This window comes from Rhodopseudomonas sp. (assembly GCF_036404135.1).
Classification (GTDB): domain Bacteria; phylum Pseudomonadota; class Alphaproteobacteria; order Rhizobiales; family Xanthobacteraceae; genus Rhodopseudomonas_A.
This window is the reverse complement of sequence record NZ_DASWPE010000037.1, coordinates 34,621-51,589: the sequence shown is the minus strand read 5'-3', so window position 1 is coordinate 51,589 and position 16,969 is coordinate 34,621. Positions and strand designations below refer to the sequence as shown.

The window sequence follows — 16,969 nt, the reverse complement described above, 5'->3', positions numbered from 1 at the left end:
GCGTCTCATTGGGGCTCAACCATGAAATGATTGCGCTGTTCGCTTTCCTCCAACAAGCCGCCGGATATGCCAACGCAGCGGACGGTTCGGCTGCTATCGCGGAGGGATTTCCAAGATATTGGCCGGCGAAGGAGAGGGCAGCGACCCAGCAGGACGCGGCGGGCCGTTGAACACATCGCCGGCGTCGCCGCCAGGTGAGTCCACACCGCCGTCGGCCGTGTCCGGCGATGAGACGGCTACACGCCGGTCGCGGTGCCGACGCTCAGCCCCGCCGAAGCGAGGCCGACGCCGATCCAGAATGTGCCCCACCAATAGCCGGCCACGGCGGCTGGATGCGAGCCGCGGCACAGCGCGCGGGCCAGCTCACACAGATCGGATCGCCCGATCAGACAGGCGGCGGCTTCCGGCGGCGTGAGATAGGCGTAACGAACGACGTCGGCATAGCTGATCCACCACCACGCCACGGCGACGGCGATCACCAGCAGGCCGGCCACCGTAACGCGGCCGCTGCAACGCCCGAGTACAAATGGCATGGCCGCGCTCATGCCACGATGCCGAGGGTGCCGAGAATGCGGCCGCGTAATTCGATCAGTTCCGGATCGGTGCGATGCCGCGGGTAGGGCTTGTCGAAGCGGAACTCGGCCTTGATCCGCGCCGGCCGTTCGCTGAGCACGATCAACCGCGTCGACAGCAGCAGCGCCTCTTCGACGTCGTGGGTGACGAGGAGCGCGGTGAAGCCGCTGCGCTGCCATAGCCGCACCAGTTCGGCCTGCAAGGTGAGCCGGGTCAACGAATCCAGCTTGCCGAGCGGCTCGTCGAGCAAGAGCAGCGACGGGTCGTTGACCAACGCGCGCGCCAGCGAGGCGCGCTGCGCCATGCCGCCGGACAATTGATGCGGATAGGCGTCGGCAAAACCGCCGAGTCCGACCAGCGCCAGCGCCTCATCGACGCGACCGCGCTGCTGCTTCAGCACGCCGCGGGCCTCCAGCCCGGTGGCGACGTTGCTCCACACCGTCGCCCAGGGAAACAAGGTCGGATCCTGAAACACCAGATTGCGCGACGGATCGGGGCGGCCGACCGGCTGGCCGTCGGCAACGATGCCGCCGCCCGAGGGCGGCTCCAGCCCGGCGATCAGCCGCAGCAAGGTCGACTTGCCGCAGCCGGATGGCCCGAGCAGCGCCACGAATTCCCCGGGCAACACGCTGAAATCGATCGCCTCCAGCACCGGCAATTGTGCGCCCGACAGGCTGAAGTGATGGCTGACGTTGCGGATATCGACCGCCATGCCGGCTGCCGGAGCCGCCGCAGGGATCTTTGCGCGCGCAGCATTCGACATCAGATGAATCCCTGCTGCCATTTGAGCAGGTGATCGCGCACCACGAACAGCAGCCGGATGATGCCGGCGCACAGCACCGCCATGATCAGCAGCGCGGCGTAGACATTGGCGTAGCCGGAATAAGCGGTCTGGAACTGGATGTACCAGCCGAGCCCGTATTTGGCGCCGAGCATCTCGGCGACGACCAGCACCGCGAAGGAATAGTACAAGGCCATGAACAGGCCGACGAAGACGTGCGGCATCGCCGCCGGGATCGCGACCCGGCGGATCAGATAGCGGCTGTCCGCGCCGAGGATGCGGCCGACGTCGTAATAGGCGCGATTGACCGCGCCGACCCCCGACGCGGTCAGGATCGCCACCGGAATTCCGGAGGCGAGCGCCACGATGAAGATGCTGGCGCCGAAGGTGGTGGGAAAGAAATAGAAGGTGCAGGGGATCCAGGCGGTGGCCGGCACCGGGCCGATCAGTTTCAACAGCGGCATGCCCCAGTAACTGAATCGTTTCGACCAGCCGAGCGCCACGCCGACGCCGTAGCCGACGATGATCCCGGAGGCGAAGCCCAGCCCCCACAGCCGCAGCGTATAGCCAATGCAGATCAATAGCCGCTGGCCGTCATTGACATAGATGTTGAGCAGGCCGTGCGGCGGCGAGAAGAACGGCTTCGGCAGCCAGCCGGTTTTCGCAGTGGTCAGTTCCCACAGCGCCAGCCACACCCCGATCGCGATCAGCCACGGCCCGTAATGGATCAGCACCTCGCCGAGGCGCCCGAGCCGGTGCACGATGAACGCCAGCACCACGAAGGCCACCGCGCCAAGGCCGGTGATCGTGGCGAACAAGTCGCCGCTGCCCCATGGCACCACGTCGGGCAGGCCGACCGTCGCCACTGCGGCCGCCGCCCAGGACGACGCCGCCAGCAGGCCGTCGCGCCACAGCCATGGCCACAGCGCTGGCGTAGCATCTGCTGCGGCGGCGTCGAGCGCCTCGGTCGCGTCGGTCATCGCCGCGCGCTCATGCCAGCAGATTGACGGTGACGCGCTCGGCCAGGGCTTTCGGATCGGTGCCGGGGTCGAGCACCTTGACCAGCTTGAGGTCCTCCGCGGTCTGGCGGATCTGCTCGACCAGCGGTTGGCCGATCGGATGGTTGTGCAGCACGAAGGAGCCGAGGATCTCGGTCAATTCGGCCAGCGTGAGCCCCGCCGGCTTCAACGTGTCGAGGTACCACTTGGCCAATTCATCGGGATGGGCGGCGACGTAGTCATGCACTTCGATATTGGCCTGCGCGAGGCGTCGCAACGCGTCCTTGTTGGCGTTGAGGAACGGGCCGTTGGCCCCCAGCACGCAGCAGACATGTCCTTCATAGACGCCGGTCTGGGTATCGGCGATCTTGACCAGATCGAATTTCTTCTCGATCGAATAGGCCCAGGGATCGAGATGCGCCGCGATGTCGGCATCGCCGCGGTTGACCGCCGCGCCGACCAGGTCGAACGGCACCACCTTCCAGGTGACGTCATTTTCCGGATCGATTCCGGCCTTCGCCAAGGTCACCTGGAACGCGACCTTCGGCGGCGACACCACGTCGTAGCTGGCGATGGTCTTGCCTTTGACGCCGGCGATGTCGGTGACGCCGGAGGCCTTCGAGGCCAACAGCCGCTGGCAGCCACCATGCGAGCCGACGAACAGCTTGACGTCGAAGCCCTGTTCCAGCGGCTTCAGCCAATCGCCGATCAAGCCGGCGCCGACGTCGGCCTTGCTGGTGGCGAGCGCCTGGATCAGGGTCTGGCCGCTGGCGCCTTGATAGAACAATTCGACGTCGAGATCGTGTTTGGCGTAGAAGCCCTTGGCGACGCCGAAGCCGAGCGGTGAGTGACAGGCCGCGACCTCGGTCCATGCCAGCCGCACTTTTGGCAAAGGGCCGGCGATCGCCGGCGAGTAGATCTGGCTCGCCAACACGCCGGATGAGGCGGCAAGGCCGGCCGCGCCGGTGGCTTTGAGCAGAGTGCGACGGGAAAGGCCGGCACTTTGCGATTTCGATCGCGTCATGGAATTCTCCTGGTTGGCATCGCGGGCGGCTAATAGGCCGAGGCCGGCTCCGAAGGGGGCGACGCAGGGTCGAGCAGATCGGCGTGATGGCGCCGCGCCACATCGGGATGCGACCGCAGCCGGCCCTTCAGATAGTTCTGGCCGACCTCGCGAAATAGCGGATTGAGCGGGTCCTGCGTCACCCCGCGGGAGTGCGCCGCGAGCTCCGGCGAAAGATCCAGCAGTGGCACGGTGGCATCGAGGCGGGCGCCCAGAAAGAATGCCACCGACAGCCTGTCGACGCCCGAGGGCGGCGACACCACGCGATGCACATTGGCCCGCAGCACGCCGTTCGAAGCCAGTTCGAGAATTTCGCCGATGTTGACGACGAAGGAGCCAGGCCGCGGCGGCGCGTCGATCCAGCCGCTATCGGTCTCGACCTGCAAACCGGCGACGCGATCCTGCAGCAGGATGGTGACGAAGCCGGAATCCTTGTGGGCACCGACGCCCTGGTCGCTTTCGCCCGCCGCACGGCCGGGATAGCGGATGATCTTCAGGAGCTGAGTGGGGGCGGGCGCGTAGATCGGCTCGAACACATCGTCCGGCTGTCCGAGCGCGGCGGCGAGCGCGCGCAGCACGGCGATCGCGATGCGCGTCACCTCCGCTTGGTAGCGCAGCAGCGTCGGCTTCAAGGCCGGCAGTGCCGCGGGCCATTGATTGGGGCCCTGCAGCCGCGTCCACGGCGGCGAAGATCGATCGAACGGCAACGCCTCGCGTTCGGCTCCGACGTCGAGCTGTTCGCGCCAGTCCGGTCGGCCGCGGGTGAATTCCAACCCGGCGCGGGTGTAGCCGCGAAAATGCGGCGAGTTGATCATCTCGATCGACAGCTTGTCGCGCTCCGGCAGGTCGAAGAACCGCCGCGACGCGGCCAGCACGTCGCTGATCAGCTCGCTGGAGACGCCGTGGCCGACCAGATAGAAGAAGCCTGGCCCCTGAGCCGCCTCGCGCAACTCGCCCAACAAGGCGGTGCGTTGCGCCGGGTCGGCGTCGAAACGGGAGAGATCGAGCACAGGGAGCGAAGGTTGCGCAACAGCCATGGATGAGACGCCGATGCCATGAACGACGTGCGGAATGATGCCGTCGGGTTTTGAGGCTGTCGAGCCGCCGGGAAAAATAGCGATGCTTTCCCTGCCGCGGCCAAAGCCGGCGCGCGATTCATGTCGGACGAGCGCAGCATCGAGGTGCAATTTTCCCCGCGGCTTGGCGACGCCACGACGTCCGGCGGGAAGCTGAGCGTCGCAGCCGGCGTGCGCCGTTGTAGTACATTGCTACCAGCTACCGATGCGTCTCTCTCGACACCCCGCGATTGACAAACTCCTTTTCCTAATCGCGACGACATTGAAGTTTCCTTCTATGCGTCGCGATTGATATTCCCGGTCGGCCTATCTAGCGTTGCAGCATTCGCCTGGACGACATTCGCAGCTTGCGGCGTCGGTCCCCGAGCGCAATTCGCTGCCCCCCGGATCGAGAGGACGTTTTATGTCGCTGCAAACGCATCAGCCGCTTCAGACCAGCAATATCGATACGCTCGCTTTGCACGGCGGCTCGTTCCGCGCCGACCCGGCCACCGGCGCCACCACGGTGCCGATCTATCAATCCACCTCGTTCGACCTGCAGAGCACCGAACGCGCCGACCGGCTGGTGAATTTCGAAGAGTTCGGCTTCGTCTATTCGCGGATCGGCAACCCGACCTCGCACGTGCTGGAAGAACGGCTGGCGGCGATCGAGGGCGGCGCAGCGGCGCTGGCGCTGGCCTCAGGGCAGGCCGCCACCGCGCTCTCGGTGCTGACGCTGGTGCAGGCCGGCGACAACATCGTCACCGGCACCGATCTCTATGGCGGCACCTGGAATTTCTTCGCCAACCGGCTGAAGCAGTTCGGCATCGAGGCGCGCTTCGTCGATCCGGCCGATCCGGAAGCGTTCCGCGCCGCTACCGACGACCGCACGCGGCTGTATTTCGGCGAAACCCTGCCGAACCCGAAACTCAACGTGTTCCCGATCCGCGAGGTGGCCGAGATCGGCCGCGGCTTCGGCATTCCGCTGATCATCGACAACACCGCGGCGCCCTTGCTGGCGCGGCCGATCGATCATGGCGCGGCGATCGTGGTGCATTCGGCGACCAAATATATCGGCGGCCACGGCACCACCATCGGTGGCGTGATCATCGACAGCGGGTTGTTTCCCTGGGAGGAGTTCGCCGACCGGCACAAACTGATCACCGGGCCGGACCCGTCCTATAACGGCCGCAACTGGGTCGACATCGCCCGGCCGTTCGGTCCGGTCGCCTACGCCTTCGCCGCGCGCGCTGGCGTGCTGCGCGACCTCGGGCCGGCGATTTCGCCGCAGAATGCGTTTCAGTTGATCCAAGGGTTGGAGACGTTGCCGCTGCGGATCCGGCAGCAGACCGCCAACGCCGCAAAGGTTGCGGACTATCTGTCCAAGCATCCCAAGGTGGAAACCGTGATCTATCCCGGTCTGCAGAGCGGCGAGGCGCGCCGGCGCGCCGACACCTATCTGCAAGGCGGCTACGGCGCGCTGGTCGGCTTCGAATTGCCGGACGGGTTCACCGCCGGCCGGCGCTTCATCAACGCATTGAAGCTATTATTCCACGTCGCCAATATCGGCGATGCGCATAGTCTGGCGATCCATCCTTCGTCGACCACGCATGCGCAACTGGCGCCGAGCGAACAACTCGCCTCCGGCGTCACCCCCGGCTATGTGCGGATTTCGGTCGGCATCGAGGGCGTCGACGACATCATCGCCGACATCGCGCAGGCGCTCGATCAGGCCTAACTCAAGGACCAACGCCAGAGGACAGCATGGCGCTCAATCTCAGACTGCCCCAGGTCGAAACCCGCGACCAGCGGCTCGGCACCATCACCCAATGGGAAGGCAGCGCGCGGCAATTGGCGCGCGACTCCGCCTTCACCTATGGCTGCTCGAAAGGCTGCGAGAAGGGCGGGCGGCGATTGTGCGAGCAATCCAGCCCGTTCGCGCAGGCCTCGATGTGCGCCGAGCATATCGCCGTCACCAACGCCACCATCATCCAGCAGTCGGTGGTGGTGCAGCACGCGCCGATCGGCTGCGCCGCGAGCCAATCCTTCACCGCGCGCTATTACCGCGATCTGGCGGCGCGGCGCGGCTGGAAACTAGAAGACCCGAAATCGATCTGCAGCAATCTCGGCGAGCAGGACATGGTGTTCGGCGGCGTCGAGCGGCTGGAACAAACGATTCGCGACGCTTTCGCGCGGCATCATCCCCGGGTGATCTTCGTCGCGACCTCCTGCGCCACCGGCATCATCGGCGACGACGTCGACGGCGCCGCCAAGCGCGTCGAGGACGAGATCGGCATTCCGGTGGTCACGCTGCATTGCGAGGGCTTCAAGTCGAAACACTGGTCGAGCGGCTGGGACGTGATCGAGCACGGCATTCTGCGCCGGCTGGTGCCGCACGCGCCGCAGAGGCAGGCGGACCTGATCAACGTCATCCATCTCGGCGGCCCGGACGTGTTCACGCCGTTGCTCGCGCCATTGGGCTTGCGGGTCAATCTGGTGATGGGCGGCAATACGCTGGAGGTGCTGGCGCAATGCTCCGAGGCCGCGGCCACCGTGACGATGTGCTTCGTGCTGTCTTATCTCGCGACCGGACTGGAACAGGAATTCGGCGTGCCCGAGGTCAAGGCGCCGCTGCCCTATGGCCTTGACGCCACCGACGATTGGCTGCGCGACATCGCAAAACTCACTGGCCGCGAGGATCGCGTCGAGGCGATCATCGCAAGCGAACGCGCGCGGATCGCCCCGGAACTGGCGCGGTTGCGCAAGGCGCTCGCCGGCAAGCGCGGCTTCGTTGCCGCGGGCGCTGCCTTTGCGCACGGCTTGTTGGCCGATCTGCGCGAACTCGGCGTCGTGGTCGACGGCGCGTTCTCGTTCCACCACGATCCGGCGACCGACAGTGGCGACCCGCAGCAGGATTCGCTCGGCCATCTGGTCGAGACCTGGGGCGACGTGCCGAACTACACCGTCAGCCCCGATCAGCATTTCCAGGCCCACGCCGCCTTGCTGCGTGCCAAGCCGGATTTCGTGATCTGCCGGCATTCCGGCACCATGGCGGTGCTGGCCGGACGGATGGGCATCCCGGTGCTGCCGATCTTCTATTCCAATGACGGCCTCGGCTATGACGGGCTCTTGACGATCGGCCGCGCCATCCTGCGGGTGCTGCCGCGCAAGCGGTTCTACGACGATATCGCGGCGCATTCCACATTCCCGTATCAGCCGTCCTGGCTGGCCGAGACCAACCCCTATGCACTCAGCGCCGAGCCGGCCTAGAGAGTTCTTCGATGTTATCTCCGACCAAAGACCTCGACGCCTCGGGCGAATTCTGCAGTTCGCCGGGCGCGATCGAGCAGGTGCGCTACGGCTGCAGCCTCGGCGCGCTGGCCAGCGTGATCGCGATCCCCGGCGCGGTGCCGATCACCCATTGCGGCCCGGGCTGCGCCACCAAACAATTTCACGCGCTATCCGGCATCAACGGCTATCAAGGCGGTGAATTCCACGTCCCCTCGACCAATCTCGGCAATCAGGAGGTGATCTTCGGCGGCGCCGACCGGCTTGACGAACTGATCCGCTCGACGCTGAAAGTCATGACTGCCGATCTCTACGTCGTGCAGTCCGGCTGCATTCCGGGTCTGGTCGGCGACGACGTGGCCAGCGTGGTGAGCCGCTATCGGAAGCGCGGCGTGCCGATGGTGTTCGCCGAAACCACCGGCTATCGCGGCAATAATTTTTCGGGACATGAGATCATCGCCCGCGCCATTATCGACCAGTTTGTCGGCGCAAGCGATGCGCCGAAGCAAAACGGCTTGGTCAATGTGTGGTCGTTGTTGCCATACCAGAACCCGTTCTGGCGCGGCGACCTGTCGGAGATCAAACGGATTCTGCAGGGCATCGGGCTTACAGTGAACATCCTGTTCGGCCCGGCGTCTGGCGGCGTGGAGGAGTGGCGGGCGATTCCGCGCGCGCAGTTCAATCTGGTGCTGTCGCCCTGGCTCGGGCTCGCCACCGCGGCGCATCTCGAACAGACTTACGGTCAACCTTTTCTGCACGTGCCGACGATTCCGATCGGGGCCAGGGCGACCAGCGCGTTTCTGCGCCAGGTGGTTGACTTCGCCGGTCTCGACCGCGGCCGCGCCGAAGCCTTCATCGCGGCCGAGGAGAAGGAGCATTACATCTATCTGCGGGATTTCACCGCGTTCTACGCTGGCTGCACCAGCCAATATCGGCTGCCGTCGCAGGCCGTCGTTGTCAGCGAGAGCGCCTACAATCTGGCGCTGGCGAGCTTTTTGATCGAGCAGCTTGGGCTCAATCCCGGGCCGATGGTGATCAGCGAAAATCCGCCGCCGGAACATCGCGAGGCAATTCAGGCACGCTACCGCGCTTTGGCGGACGGCGCCGGCGCCGAGGTGGCGTTCGAGCAGGACGGCCATGCGATCCACCAGTTGATCCGGCAGAGCGACTTCAGCGGCGAGTTGCCGATCGTGTTCGGCTCGACCTGGGAGGCGGCGCTGGCCGACCAGCTCGGCGCCTCGTTGGTCGAGATCGGCTATCCGTGCACCGACGAAGTCGTGCTGTCGCGGGCCTATGTCGGTTATCGCGGGGCGCTGGCGCTGATCGAGCGCACCTACACCACCGTGGTCCGCGCCAGCACCGTCGGCTGACGCGCGCCGCTCGCACGGGGGCGAGCGGCACGGTCCACGGTCAATGGAATGCGATCAGCGATCGAGGAGGGGGTGCCGGTAACGCCGATCGTCCCGGCCGTAGCCGCCGGTTCGGACCAGCAGCGGTTCGTGGCGGCTCCAATGATCACGGGGGAGGCTCAAAACCCGGCCGTCCACCACTACGGTGCGCACGCCATGGTCTTCCGGTCCCCAGCCGATGCCGACCGTGGCCTGGGCGGGCGCCGCCGCAAGCATCGTGCCGACAGCCGCTGCAATCGCAAAACGCGTCATCATGAATCTGCTCCTGTTGCCACGAAATAATTCCCTGACAATCGGCTGCGATGAAAAAAGTTCCCTGCCAACGCCGGCCCACGGTGATTTCGGCCGCGGCCCCACCTCGCTGGGTGGAGGGCAGCTCAAGACGTCGAATGGGCGGGTTGGATTGGCTTGCAGGGCGAGCGGGGATCGCGAAGGTCACCACGCGCCTTTGAAGCCACGCGGCGCGCAATCTTGACCGAACGTGCTTGGTACAAAGTCGCAATTAGCGTCGAACGCGGTGGGCGCAATTGCGCCGAGTTGAAATATCGCGTAACCGCGCTGTGACATGGACGATTAGTATCGAGGTGCGCGAATCTTTGGATGGTACGAAGACCGCCATTTCATTGACAAGAATGGCCCGACAAATCACGCTTAGTTGATGAAACGACGCGATGCACGTCGTTCGATGAACGGGGACGCGCAGTCCCATCCCGATCAGATCCCTTTCGCCTTGCCGGACGCGCCGGCATCGGGCGATCCACGGTAAAGGAGTGACTTGATGAGACAATTGTTGCGCCGGCATGCCGGCAAGTTGGTTCAGGCGACGGCGATCGCCGTCGCAATGCTCGGTGTGGTCAGTGCGGCCGATGCCGGTCCGACGCTCGACGCCATCAATGCCCGCGGCAAGATCAAGGTCGGGGTGGGAACCTCGCCCGGCTTCTTTGCGCCGGACAGCAACGGCAAATGGCAAGGCTTCTTCGTCGATTTCGGTCGCGCGCTGGCGGTCACCGTGTTCAATGATCCGGACAAGGTGGAGTTCACCTCGTCGTCGCCGCAGCAGCGATTGCCGGCGCTGCAGGCCGGCGAATTCGACATCCTGCTCTCGGGCGTCACGCAGACCATCACCCGGTCGTTCAAACTCGGCTTCCATTTCGGCCCGGTGGTGTTTTACGACGGTCAGGGACTGCTGGTGAAGAAGTCGCTGGGCGTCAGCAAGGGCGCCGATCTGAACGGCGCCACCATCGGCATTCAAAGCGGCACCACCGGCGAGCTCAACATCGCCGACTTCTTCCGCAAGAACAAAAAGACCTTCAAGCCGGTGGTGATCGAGGAGACCAAGGAACTTCGCACCGCGCTGGAATCCGGCCGGGTCGACGCCTTGACCCAGGACGCCACTGACCTCGCCATCACCCGCGTACAGCTGTCGAAGCCGGACGACTACGTGCTGCTGCCGGAGCGGCTGTCCAAGGAGCCGCTGGCGCCCGCCATCCGCTCCGGCGACGACCGCTGGCTCGAGATTGTCAACTGGACGGTCTACGCCACCATCCAGGCTGAAGAACTCGGCATCACCAAGGCCAATGTCGACAGCCTGCTGGAAAGCGACGATCCGGAGATCAAGCGCTTCCTCGGGATCGACAAATCGCTCGGCGAGTCGATCGGGCTCGACCCGAAATTCGCCTACAACATCGTCAAGGCGGTCGGCAATTACGGCGAGATCTATGAGCGTCATGTCGGTAAGGCCACCAAGCTCGGCTTCGAGCGCGGCTACAACCAGCTCTGGACCAAAGGCGGTCTGCTGTACTCGCCGCCATTCCGCTGAGTTGGACCGATGACGGATAGCCGACTTTCTTTCAGCGCGGCGAGGCCGAACCCAACCGGGTTCGGCCTTCGTCACGTCATGGCAGCATGGTGGGGCGAACGGCCGTTGGCGCAGCTCGGCGTGCTCCTCGGCGTCGGGGTGATGTTCGCCTATCTCGGCGATAATCTGTCCGGCAACATGCAGCGCGTCGGCATCACGCCGGGATTTGCCTTCCTTTCGCACGCGGCGAATTTCGAAATCGGCGAGTCGCCGATTAACTATGCGGCCGGCGACAGCTACGGCCGCGCCATCCTGGTCGGGCTGCTCAATACGGTGAAAGTGGCGGCGGTGGGCAGCGTTCTTGCCACCATGCTCGGCGTTGCGCTGGGCGTGGCCCGGCTGTCGAGCAACCGGCTGTTGTCGGGGCTGGTGCGCGGCTACATCGACGTGGTGCGCAACACCCCGCTGCTGCTGCAATTGTTCTTCTGGAACATCACGGTGCACATGCTGCCGGGGCCGCGCCAGGCCTTCGAGCCGGTGCCCGGCGTGCTGCTGAGCAACCGCGGGGTGTTCGCGCCGGCGTTGCAGCAAGGCTCGGAATGGATCGCGTTGAGCATCCTCGCGCTGCTGCTGCTGACGGGTTGGGTGGCGCGACGTCGTCGGCTGGCCGGCGCGCCGCTGTCCGCCGCCGTGCTCGCCGCGGCGCTGCTGTCGGCCGTCGTCGTGCCGCTGGCGGCAGCGCGGCTGCTCGGCGTAGAGACCGCGCTGGACTGGCCGCGGCTGCAAGGTTTCAATATCGCCGGCGGGCTGACGCTGTCGCCGGAATTCGCCGCGTTGCTGATCGGCCTGGTGGTGAATTCCGCGGCCGGCGTCGCCGAGACGGTGCGCGCCGGAATTCTCTCGGTGCCGACCGGCCAATGGGAGGCGGGTCAGGCCTGCGGACTGCGGCGCTGGCACGTGCTGCGGCTGATCGTGGTGCCGCAGGCGCTGCGCGTCATCGTCCCGGTGATGACCTCGAACTATCTCAGCCTGACCAAAAATTCCAGCCTGGCGGTAGCGATCGGCTTTCCTGATCTGGTCAGCGTGCTCAACACCACGGCCAACACCACCGGCCAGGCGCTGGAGACGATCGCCATCATGATGCTGGTCTATCTGTCGCTCAGTCTCGGCGTCTCTGTGGCGATGAACTGGTACAACCGCCGCCTGGCGGCGCGTGAGGCGGGTCGCTCGTGACGGTGACAAGTCTCAATTCCGAACCCCGGCGCATGCCGCGGCGCGGCGTGACGGTGCCGCCGTGGCGTCGTGGGCTCTTGGATTCGCCGGCCAACATCGCGATCACGCTGACCTATCTCCTGGTCGTCGGCTGGCTCGGCATCCCGTTGCTGCGCTGGGCGATCCTTGACGCGACGTTCAACGCCGATGCCGCCGGCTGCGCGTCCAGCGGCGGTGCCTGCTGGGCGTTCCTCGGCGAAAAATGGCGCTTCATCCTGTTCGGCACCTATCCGGTCGATCGGCAGTGGCGGCCGGCGTCGGCCTGCCTGCTGCTGATCGGGCTGCTGGTGGCGGCCTGTATTCCGCGGTTCTGGGGGCGTGGGCTGGTCTATGCGGGACTGGCGGGCCTGGTCGCCGCCGCAATGCTGCTGATCGGCGTCCCCGGGCCGATGGTGGCGACCGATCAATGGGGCGGCTTGCCGGTGACCCTGGTTCTGTCGGTCGGCGCCTTCGCCGGCGCGTTCCCGCTGGCGATCGGTCTGGCGCTGTGGCGACGCTCTGACCAGGGCGGCGTACGTTGGCTCGCCACCGCCTTCATCGAGATCGTGCGCGGCGTGCCGCTGATTTCGCTGCTTTACATGGCGACGCTGCTGTTTCCGCTGATGCTGCCGGTCGGCGCCAGCCTCGATAAATTCGTCCGCGCCGGCGCCGCGCTGACGATTTTCGTCGCGGCCTATCTGGCCGAAATCATCCGCGCCGGCCTGCAGGCGGTGCCCCGCGGTCAATACGAGGCGGCGCTGTCGCTTGGACTGTCGCATCGACAGGCGACCCTGCTGGTGGTGCTGCCGCAAGCGTTGCGCGCGGTGATCCCGCCGATGGTGAATCTGGCGACCGGCATGTTCCAGGAAACCACGCTCGTCGTCATCATCGGAATGTTCGACCTGCTCAATACCGCCCGGGCCGCGGCCAACGATCCGAACTGGCTTGGTTACTACAACGAGGCCTTTGCCTTTGTGGCGGCGATCTATTTCGTGTTCTGCTTCAGCCTGTCGCGCTACAGCCTGTGGCTCGAGCGCCGCTTTGGCAAAGCTAAGCGGTGAGCCGCCGATGCCGTTGATCGACGAGTCATTGACGCAGCCCTGCCGCGCGCGACACCGCGCCGGCGCTCATTGCCGCGATGCGGGCAGCCGATGAGTCGCCGTCTGCCGCCATTGATCCCGTTGCGGGCGTTTGAGGCCGTGGGGCGCACCGGCAGCATTCGTGCCGCCGCCGAAGAATTGTCGGTGAGCCATTCCGTGGTCTCGCATCATCTGCAGACGTTGCAGCAGCAATTGCGCGTCAAGCTGGTGCGGGCGCGCGGCCGCGGCATCGAACTGACCAGCGAGGGGATCCGGTTTCAAGACGAGATCGCGCGGTCGTTCGACCTGATCGCGCAGGCAACCAGTAACCTCGCCGGCGCGCCGGCGGAACGCACCCTGAAGATCTGGTGCCGGCCGGGGTTGGCCGATCGCAAGCTGATGCCATGGCTGCCCGAACTCAGGGCCAAGCTGCCCGGCCGCGAGATCGTGCTGTGCCCGACCAATCTGCGTCCCGACCTCGCTGCCGGCGAGGCCGACGTCGAAGTGACCTCGCTCAATCACATGACCTCGGATCCGCGCTTGGCCGCCGAATTACTGCTCCGCCCGCGGGTGTTTCCGGTCGCGAGCCCGGACCTTCTGGCGTGCTATCCGCAAACCACCACCGCCGAATCGCTGGCGCGGATGCCATTGCTGCACGAAGACACCACCAAGCAATGGGAGCGCTGGTTCGGCGCCGTGCATCCCGGCGCGTTCGATCGGCCGCTGTGCGGGATGCGGCTGTGGAATGCTCAATTGACCATCCAGGCCGCGCGGCTGGGGCAGGGCGTCGCGCTCTCCAACGACGCGCTGGTGTCCGAAGATCTCGCAGCCGGCGAATTGATCGAGCCGATGTCCTCCAACGTGCGACTTTGGGGGTACTACGTCCTGACGACATCGTCGCGCTGGCGCGATCCCGACATCGTCGTGGTACGCGAGTGGCTGCACGATGTTTGCAGCTCGGCGCCGCCGCAGGCTTAAAACTTGAGCGTTGCGTGGTTTCGGCCACACCCGCACGTTGCCTATCAAATCGCAGGATGTGCGGGACGGTCTCGTCGGTCGGGCGTGACGGCGTTGGAAACGTTGCGCCTCCGGCGACGTGGCCGCGGTTACGCGCTTTGCGCGAAACTGTTTCATCGAAGATTCTGCTACGCCATCAAGCTGCGATGCGTTCGCGGTCATGAGTCGACCGTATTGCTGCATCAGATCGACCGATCAGTTCGATATTACGTCATTGTCCGGCTGAAGCCGTCCCAACATAGTTTTGCCACGGCTTGTCGCGCATCACCGACATTTCACAATCAGCAACAGCGGAGCTGGTTTGCAGCAGCGCGAAATGCGTCGGCGGGCCGCGCAACACAGGGCGAGTAGATCGCCATCGAAACGGGGGACGTTGATTATGCGAATGACGACACGACTACTTGCCGGCGTGTGCGCAGCGGCGATGGGCCTTGGCCTTGGTGCGGGGCCTGCCGCCGCCGATGAGGCCACCGATCTGAAATCGGAAGTGAGAGCGTTGAAGGCGGCGCTCGAGGCCGTGCAAAAGCGTCAGCAGGCGCTGGAGCGCAAGCAGGCGGAGCGGCAGACCGTGGTCGCCGCGGCGCCGGTTGCGGCGCCCGCGCTGGCCGTGAAGTCGCCCTTCGCCGCCGCGCATCCCGGATATCTGCAGATCCCCGGCAGCAATACGCTGATCAAGATCGGCGGTTATGTGAAGGTCGACGGCGTCTATGACGTCAAGGGCAGCTTCAACGGCACCGCCGCCACCTTCGGCGACATCCCGCTCGAGGGCACGGCGGCGTCGAAGCGCAATCCGAATTTCGGCGCGACCGCCCGCGAAAGCCGCTTCAACATCGCCACCCTGACGCCGACCGAACTGGGCGAGCTGAAGACATTCATCGAAGGCGATTTCTACGGCACCGGCGGCAACGCCGAGCAATCCAACAGCTACGGCTTCCGGCTGCGCCAGGCGTTTCTCGAAGTCGGCCCGTGGCTCGCCGGTCAGGCCTGGACCACCTTCGCGGATCTGGAGACGGTGCCGGAAACCTTGGAATTCAACGGTCCGTCCGGCTTCCCGATCGCCCGCCAGGCGCTGCTGCGCTACACCACCGCGCTGGGGCCGGGCGCCCTCAGCTTGGCGTTCGAGAATCCATCGAGCGACGCCGAGTACACCAGCGCCGTCTGGCCGGATTCGATCGGGAGCAATTTTGCGCCGGAAGGGGTGGTGCGGTGGAAGGCCGATCCGTCCTGGGGTCACGTCGCCGTCGCCGGCCTCGCCCGTGAGATCACCATCGATAGCGGCGGGCCGACGAATATCTACGGCATTACCGACTCGTCCTCGACCTTTGGCTGGGGCGTGTTGGGCGCGATCGGCTTCAACACCATCGGCAAGGATCGGCTGTCGTTCCAGGGCATCGTCGGTGAGGGCATCGGTCGCTACTTCAACAACGGGGCCGACGACAATTACCAAGGCGCCTCCGTCAATCTCGACGGGTCGCTGCGGGCCACGCCGGCCTTCGGCGTCACCGCCAGTTACAAGCACTATTGGAACGACTGGGTCCGTTCGACGGTGGCCTATGGCCACACCGGATACGACAACGAGCTGCCGCGCGACCAGCTCCATTCGATTCGCAGTATCGATTCGGTGCATGCCAACGTGTTGTTCAACCCGATCGCGAACACCACGGTCGGCGTCGAATACGTCTTTGGGCACATCAAGAAGGATGCGTTCGATCCGACGACGGGGGCGACCGGTCCGGACGGCTGGGCGCACCGCATCCAGACCTCGGCGATCGTCAACTTTTGAGCGCCGCGCCGCAACCCGCGGCTAATTGTTACAACAGCGATGACCGGCGGCTCCGTGCCGCCGGTCATCGGCACTTGCGCCGATGCCATGGGCGGCGCCTGCGATGGCGGCGGGCGCGCCGTGGCCGACCGGCGTGTGAAGTCCGAGATTGGTTTGGCGCAGCTTTCCGCTTATCGTTCCCGCAAACCAACCACTGAAAGAATCAAGACAGATGAGCGATGCCATCGACAGGCGCCCCTCGACCCTTTTGGGATTTGCCGGCGCGCCGACCCAGCCGGCGAGCTTCGCCGAGGCGGCCTTGGTGCTGATCGACTACCAGGCCGAATACCTCACGGGCTCGCTGAAACTGCCAGACGGTGCATCGGCTTTGGTCGAAGCGCAGCGCTTGCTGGCGGCGGCGCGCGCGGCGGGGGCGCCGGTCTTTCATGTCGTGCATCATGGCCGGCCCGGTGGGCGGCTGTTCGATCCAGACGGCCCGTATGTGGCCATCGCTGCGCCACTGGCGCCGCTTGCCGGCGAGACGGTGATCGCCAAGCCGCTGCCCAACTCCTTCGCCCAAACCGATTTGCAGGCGGCGATCGCCCGCAGCGGGCGCAAGCAATTGATCATCGCCGGCTTCATGACGCATCTGTGCGTCAGCGCGACGACGCGGGCCGCGCTCGATCTCGGCTACCGCAGCACGGTGGTGGCCGAGGCCTGCGCCAGCCGCGATCTGCCGGATCCGCTTTCCGGCGGCGTTGTGGCTGCCGGCGAGGTGCATCGCGCCACTCTCGCGGCGTTGGCGGACCGCTTCGCGATCGTGGTGCGCAAGACCGACCAGTTGGCTGTGGGGTGAGCGGCTCCGCGGCCGATCATTTGGGCGAATGCGCGAGCG

The 16,969-nt window shown here is 65.6% G+C and carries 15 protein-coding genes; 9 read left to right on the top strand and 6 right to left on the bottom strand.

Annotated features, from left to right (window positions below; all coding sequences use genetic code 11):
- Window positions 1-236: 236 nt before the first annotated feature.
- The 5 genes from VGC77_RS04320 to VGC77_RS04300 are packed head-to-tail and all read right to left on the bottom strand — an operon-like array spanning window position 237 to window position 4,452.
- Window positions 237-533: a hypothetical protein gene (locus VGC77_RS04320; RefSeq protein WP_331170340.1), complete on the bottom strand. Its 297-nt coding sequence runs from the start codon at window positions 531-533 to the stop codon at window positions 237-239.
- An 8-nt stretch (window positions 534-541) separates the two neighbouring features.
- Window positions 542-1,336 (bottom strand): ABC transporter ATP-binding protein, encoded by a 795-nt coding sequence (locus VGC77_RS04315; RefSeq protein ID WP_331170339.1) that lies wholly within the window; start codon window positions 1,334-1,336, stop codon window positions 542-544.
- Window positions 1,336-2,334, bottom strand: a complete 999-nt coding sequence (locus VGC77_RS04310) for an ABC transporter permease (protein WP_331170338.1) — start codon at window positions 2,332-2,334, stop codon at window positions 1,336-1,338. Before VGC77_RS04310 ends, VGC77_RS04315 begins: the two co-directional genes overlap by 1 nt.
- 10 nt (window positions 2,335-2,344) lie before the next feature.
- A complete protein-coding gene (locus VGC77_RS04305; RefSeq protein WP_331170337.1) occupies window positions 2,345-3,376 on the bottom strand; it encodes an ABC transporter substrate-binding protein in 1,032 nt (343 codons plus the stop codon).
- Between the two features lie 29 nt (window positions 3,377-3,405).
- On the bottom strand, window positions 3,406-4,452 hold the full coding sequence (locus VGC77_RS04300) for an isopenicillin N synthase family dioxygenase (RefSeq protein ID WP_331170336.1): 1,047 nt from the start codon (window positions 4,450-4,452) through the stop codon (window positions 3,406-3,408).
- Window positions 4,453-4,894: 442 nt separating this feature from the next.
- Between VGC77_RS04300 and VGC77_RS04295 the strand changes: the two genes are divergently transcribed.
- The 3 genes from VGC77_RS04295 to VGC77_RS04285 are packed head-to-tail and all read left to right on the top strand — an operon-like array spanning window position 4,895 to window position 9,128.
- Window positions 4,895-6,208, top strand: a complete 1,314-nt coding sequence (locus tag VGC77_RS04295; protein ID WP_331170335.1) for an O-acetylhomoserine aminocarboxypropyltransferase/cysteine synthase family protein — start codon at window positions 4,895-4,897, stop codon at window positions 6,206-6,208.
- 26 nt (window positions 6,209-6,234) lie between these two features.
- Complete coding sequence (locus tag VGC77_RS04290) at window positions 6,235-7,740, top strand: nitrogenase component 1 (protein ID WP_331170334.1); 1,506 nt, start codon at window positions 6,235-6,237, stop codon at window positions 7,738-7,740.
- An 11-nt stretch (window positions 7,741-7,751) separates the two neighbouring features.
- Entirely contained in the window at window positions 7,752-9,128 is a 1,377-nt protein-coding gene (locus tag VGC77_RS04285; RefSeq protein ID WP_331170333.1) for a nitrogenase component 1, read from the top strand.
- 54 nt (window positions 9,129-9,182) lie between these two features.
- Here the strand turns inward: VGC77_RS04285 and VGC77_RS04280 are convergent, their stop codons facing one another.
- A complete protein-coding gene (locus VGC77_RS04280; RefSeq protein ID WP_331170332.1) occupies window positions 9,183-9,422 on the bottom strand; it encodes a hypothetical protein in 240 nt (79 codons plus the stop codon).
- A gap of 586 nt (window positions 9,423-10,008) precedes the next feature.
- On the opposite strand from VGC77_RS04280, the gene VGC77_RS04275 reads away from it, so the two are divergent.
- The 6 genes from VGC77_RS04275 to VGC77_RS04250 all read left to right on the top strand — a co-directional run bounded on the left by VGC77_RS04275 (window position 10,009) and on the right by VGC77_RS04250 (window position 16,930).
- Window positions 10,009-10,986 (top strand): amino acid ABC transporter substrate-binding protein, encoded by a 978-nt coding sequence (locus VGC77_RS04275; protein ID WP_414709609.1) that lies wholly within the window; start codon window positions 10,009-10,011, stop codon window positions 10,984-10,986.
- 78 nt (window positions 10,987-11,064) lie between these two features.
- A complete protein-coding gene (locus tag VGC77_RS04270; RefSeq protein ID WP_331170330.1) occupies window positions 11,065-12,198 on the top strand; it encodes an ABC transporter permease subunit in 1,134 nt (377 codons plus the stop codon).
- Window positions 12,195-13,277 (top strand): amino acid ABC transporter permease, encoded by a 1,083-nt coding sequence (locus VGC77_RS04265; protein WP_331170329.1) that lies wholly within the window; start codon window positions 12,195-12,197, stop codon window positions 13,275-13,277. The genes VGC77_RS04270 and VGC77_RS04265 overlap by 4 nt, the downstream gene beginning before the upstream one ends.
- Before the next feature lie 90 nt (window positions 13,278-13,367).
- Window positions 13,368-14,273 (top strand): LysR substrate-binding domain-containing protein, encoded by a 906-nt coding sequence (locus VGC77_RS04260; RefSeq protein WP_331170328.1) that lies wholly within the window; start codon window positions 13,368-13,370, stop codon window positions 14,271-14,273.
- 424 nt (window positions 14,274-14,697) lie between these two features.
- Window positions 14,698-16,095, top strand: a complete 1,398-nt coding sequence (locus VGC77_RS04255; RefSeq protein ID WP_331170327.1) for a DcaP family trimeric outer membrane transporter — start codon at window positions 14,698-14,700, stop codon at window positions 16,093-16,095.
- 211 nt (window positions 16,096-16,306) lie between these two features.
- Window positions 16,307-16,930 carry an isochorismatase family protein gene (locus VGC77_RS04250; RefSeq protein ID WP_331170326.1) on the top strand — a complete coding sequence of 208 codons (624 nt, stop codon included), beginning with the start codon at window positions 16,307-16,309 and terminating at the stop codon, window positions 16,928-16,930.
- The last annotated feature ends 39 nt before the right edge of the window (window positions 16,931-16,969 follow it).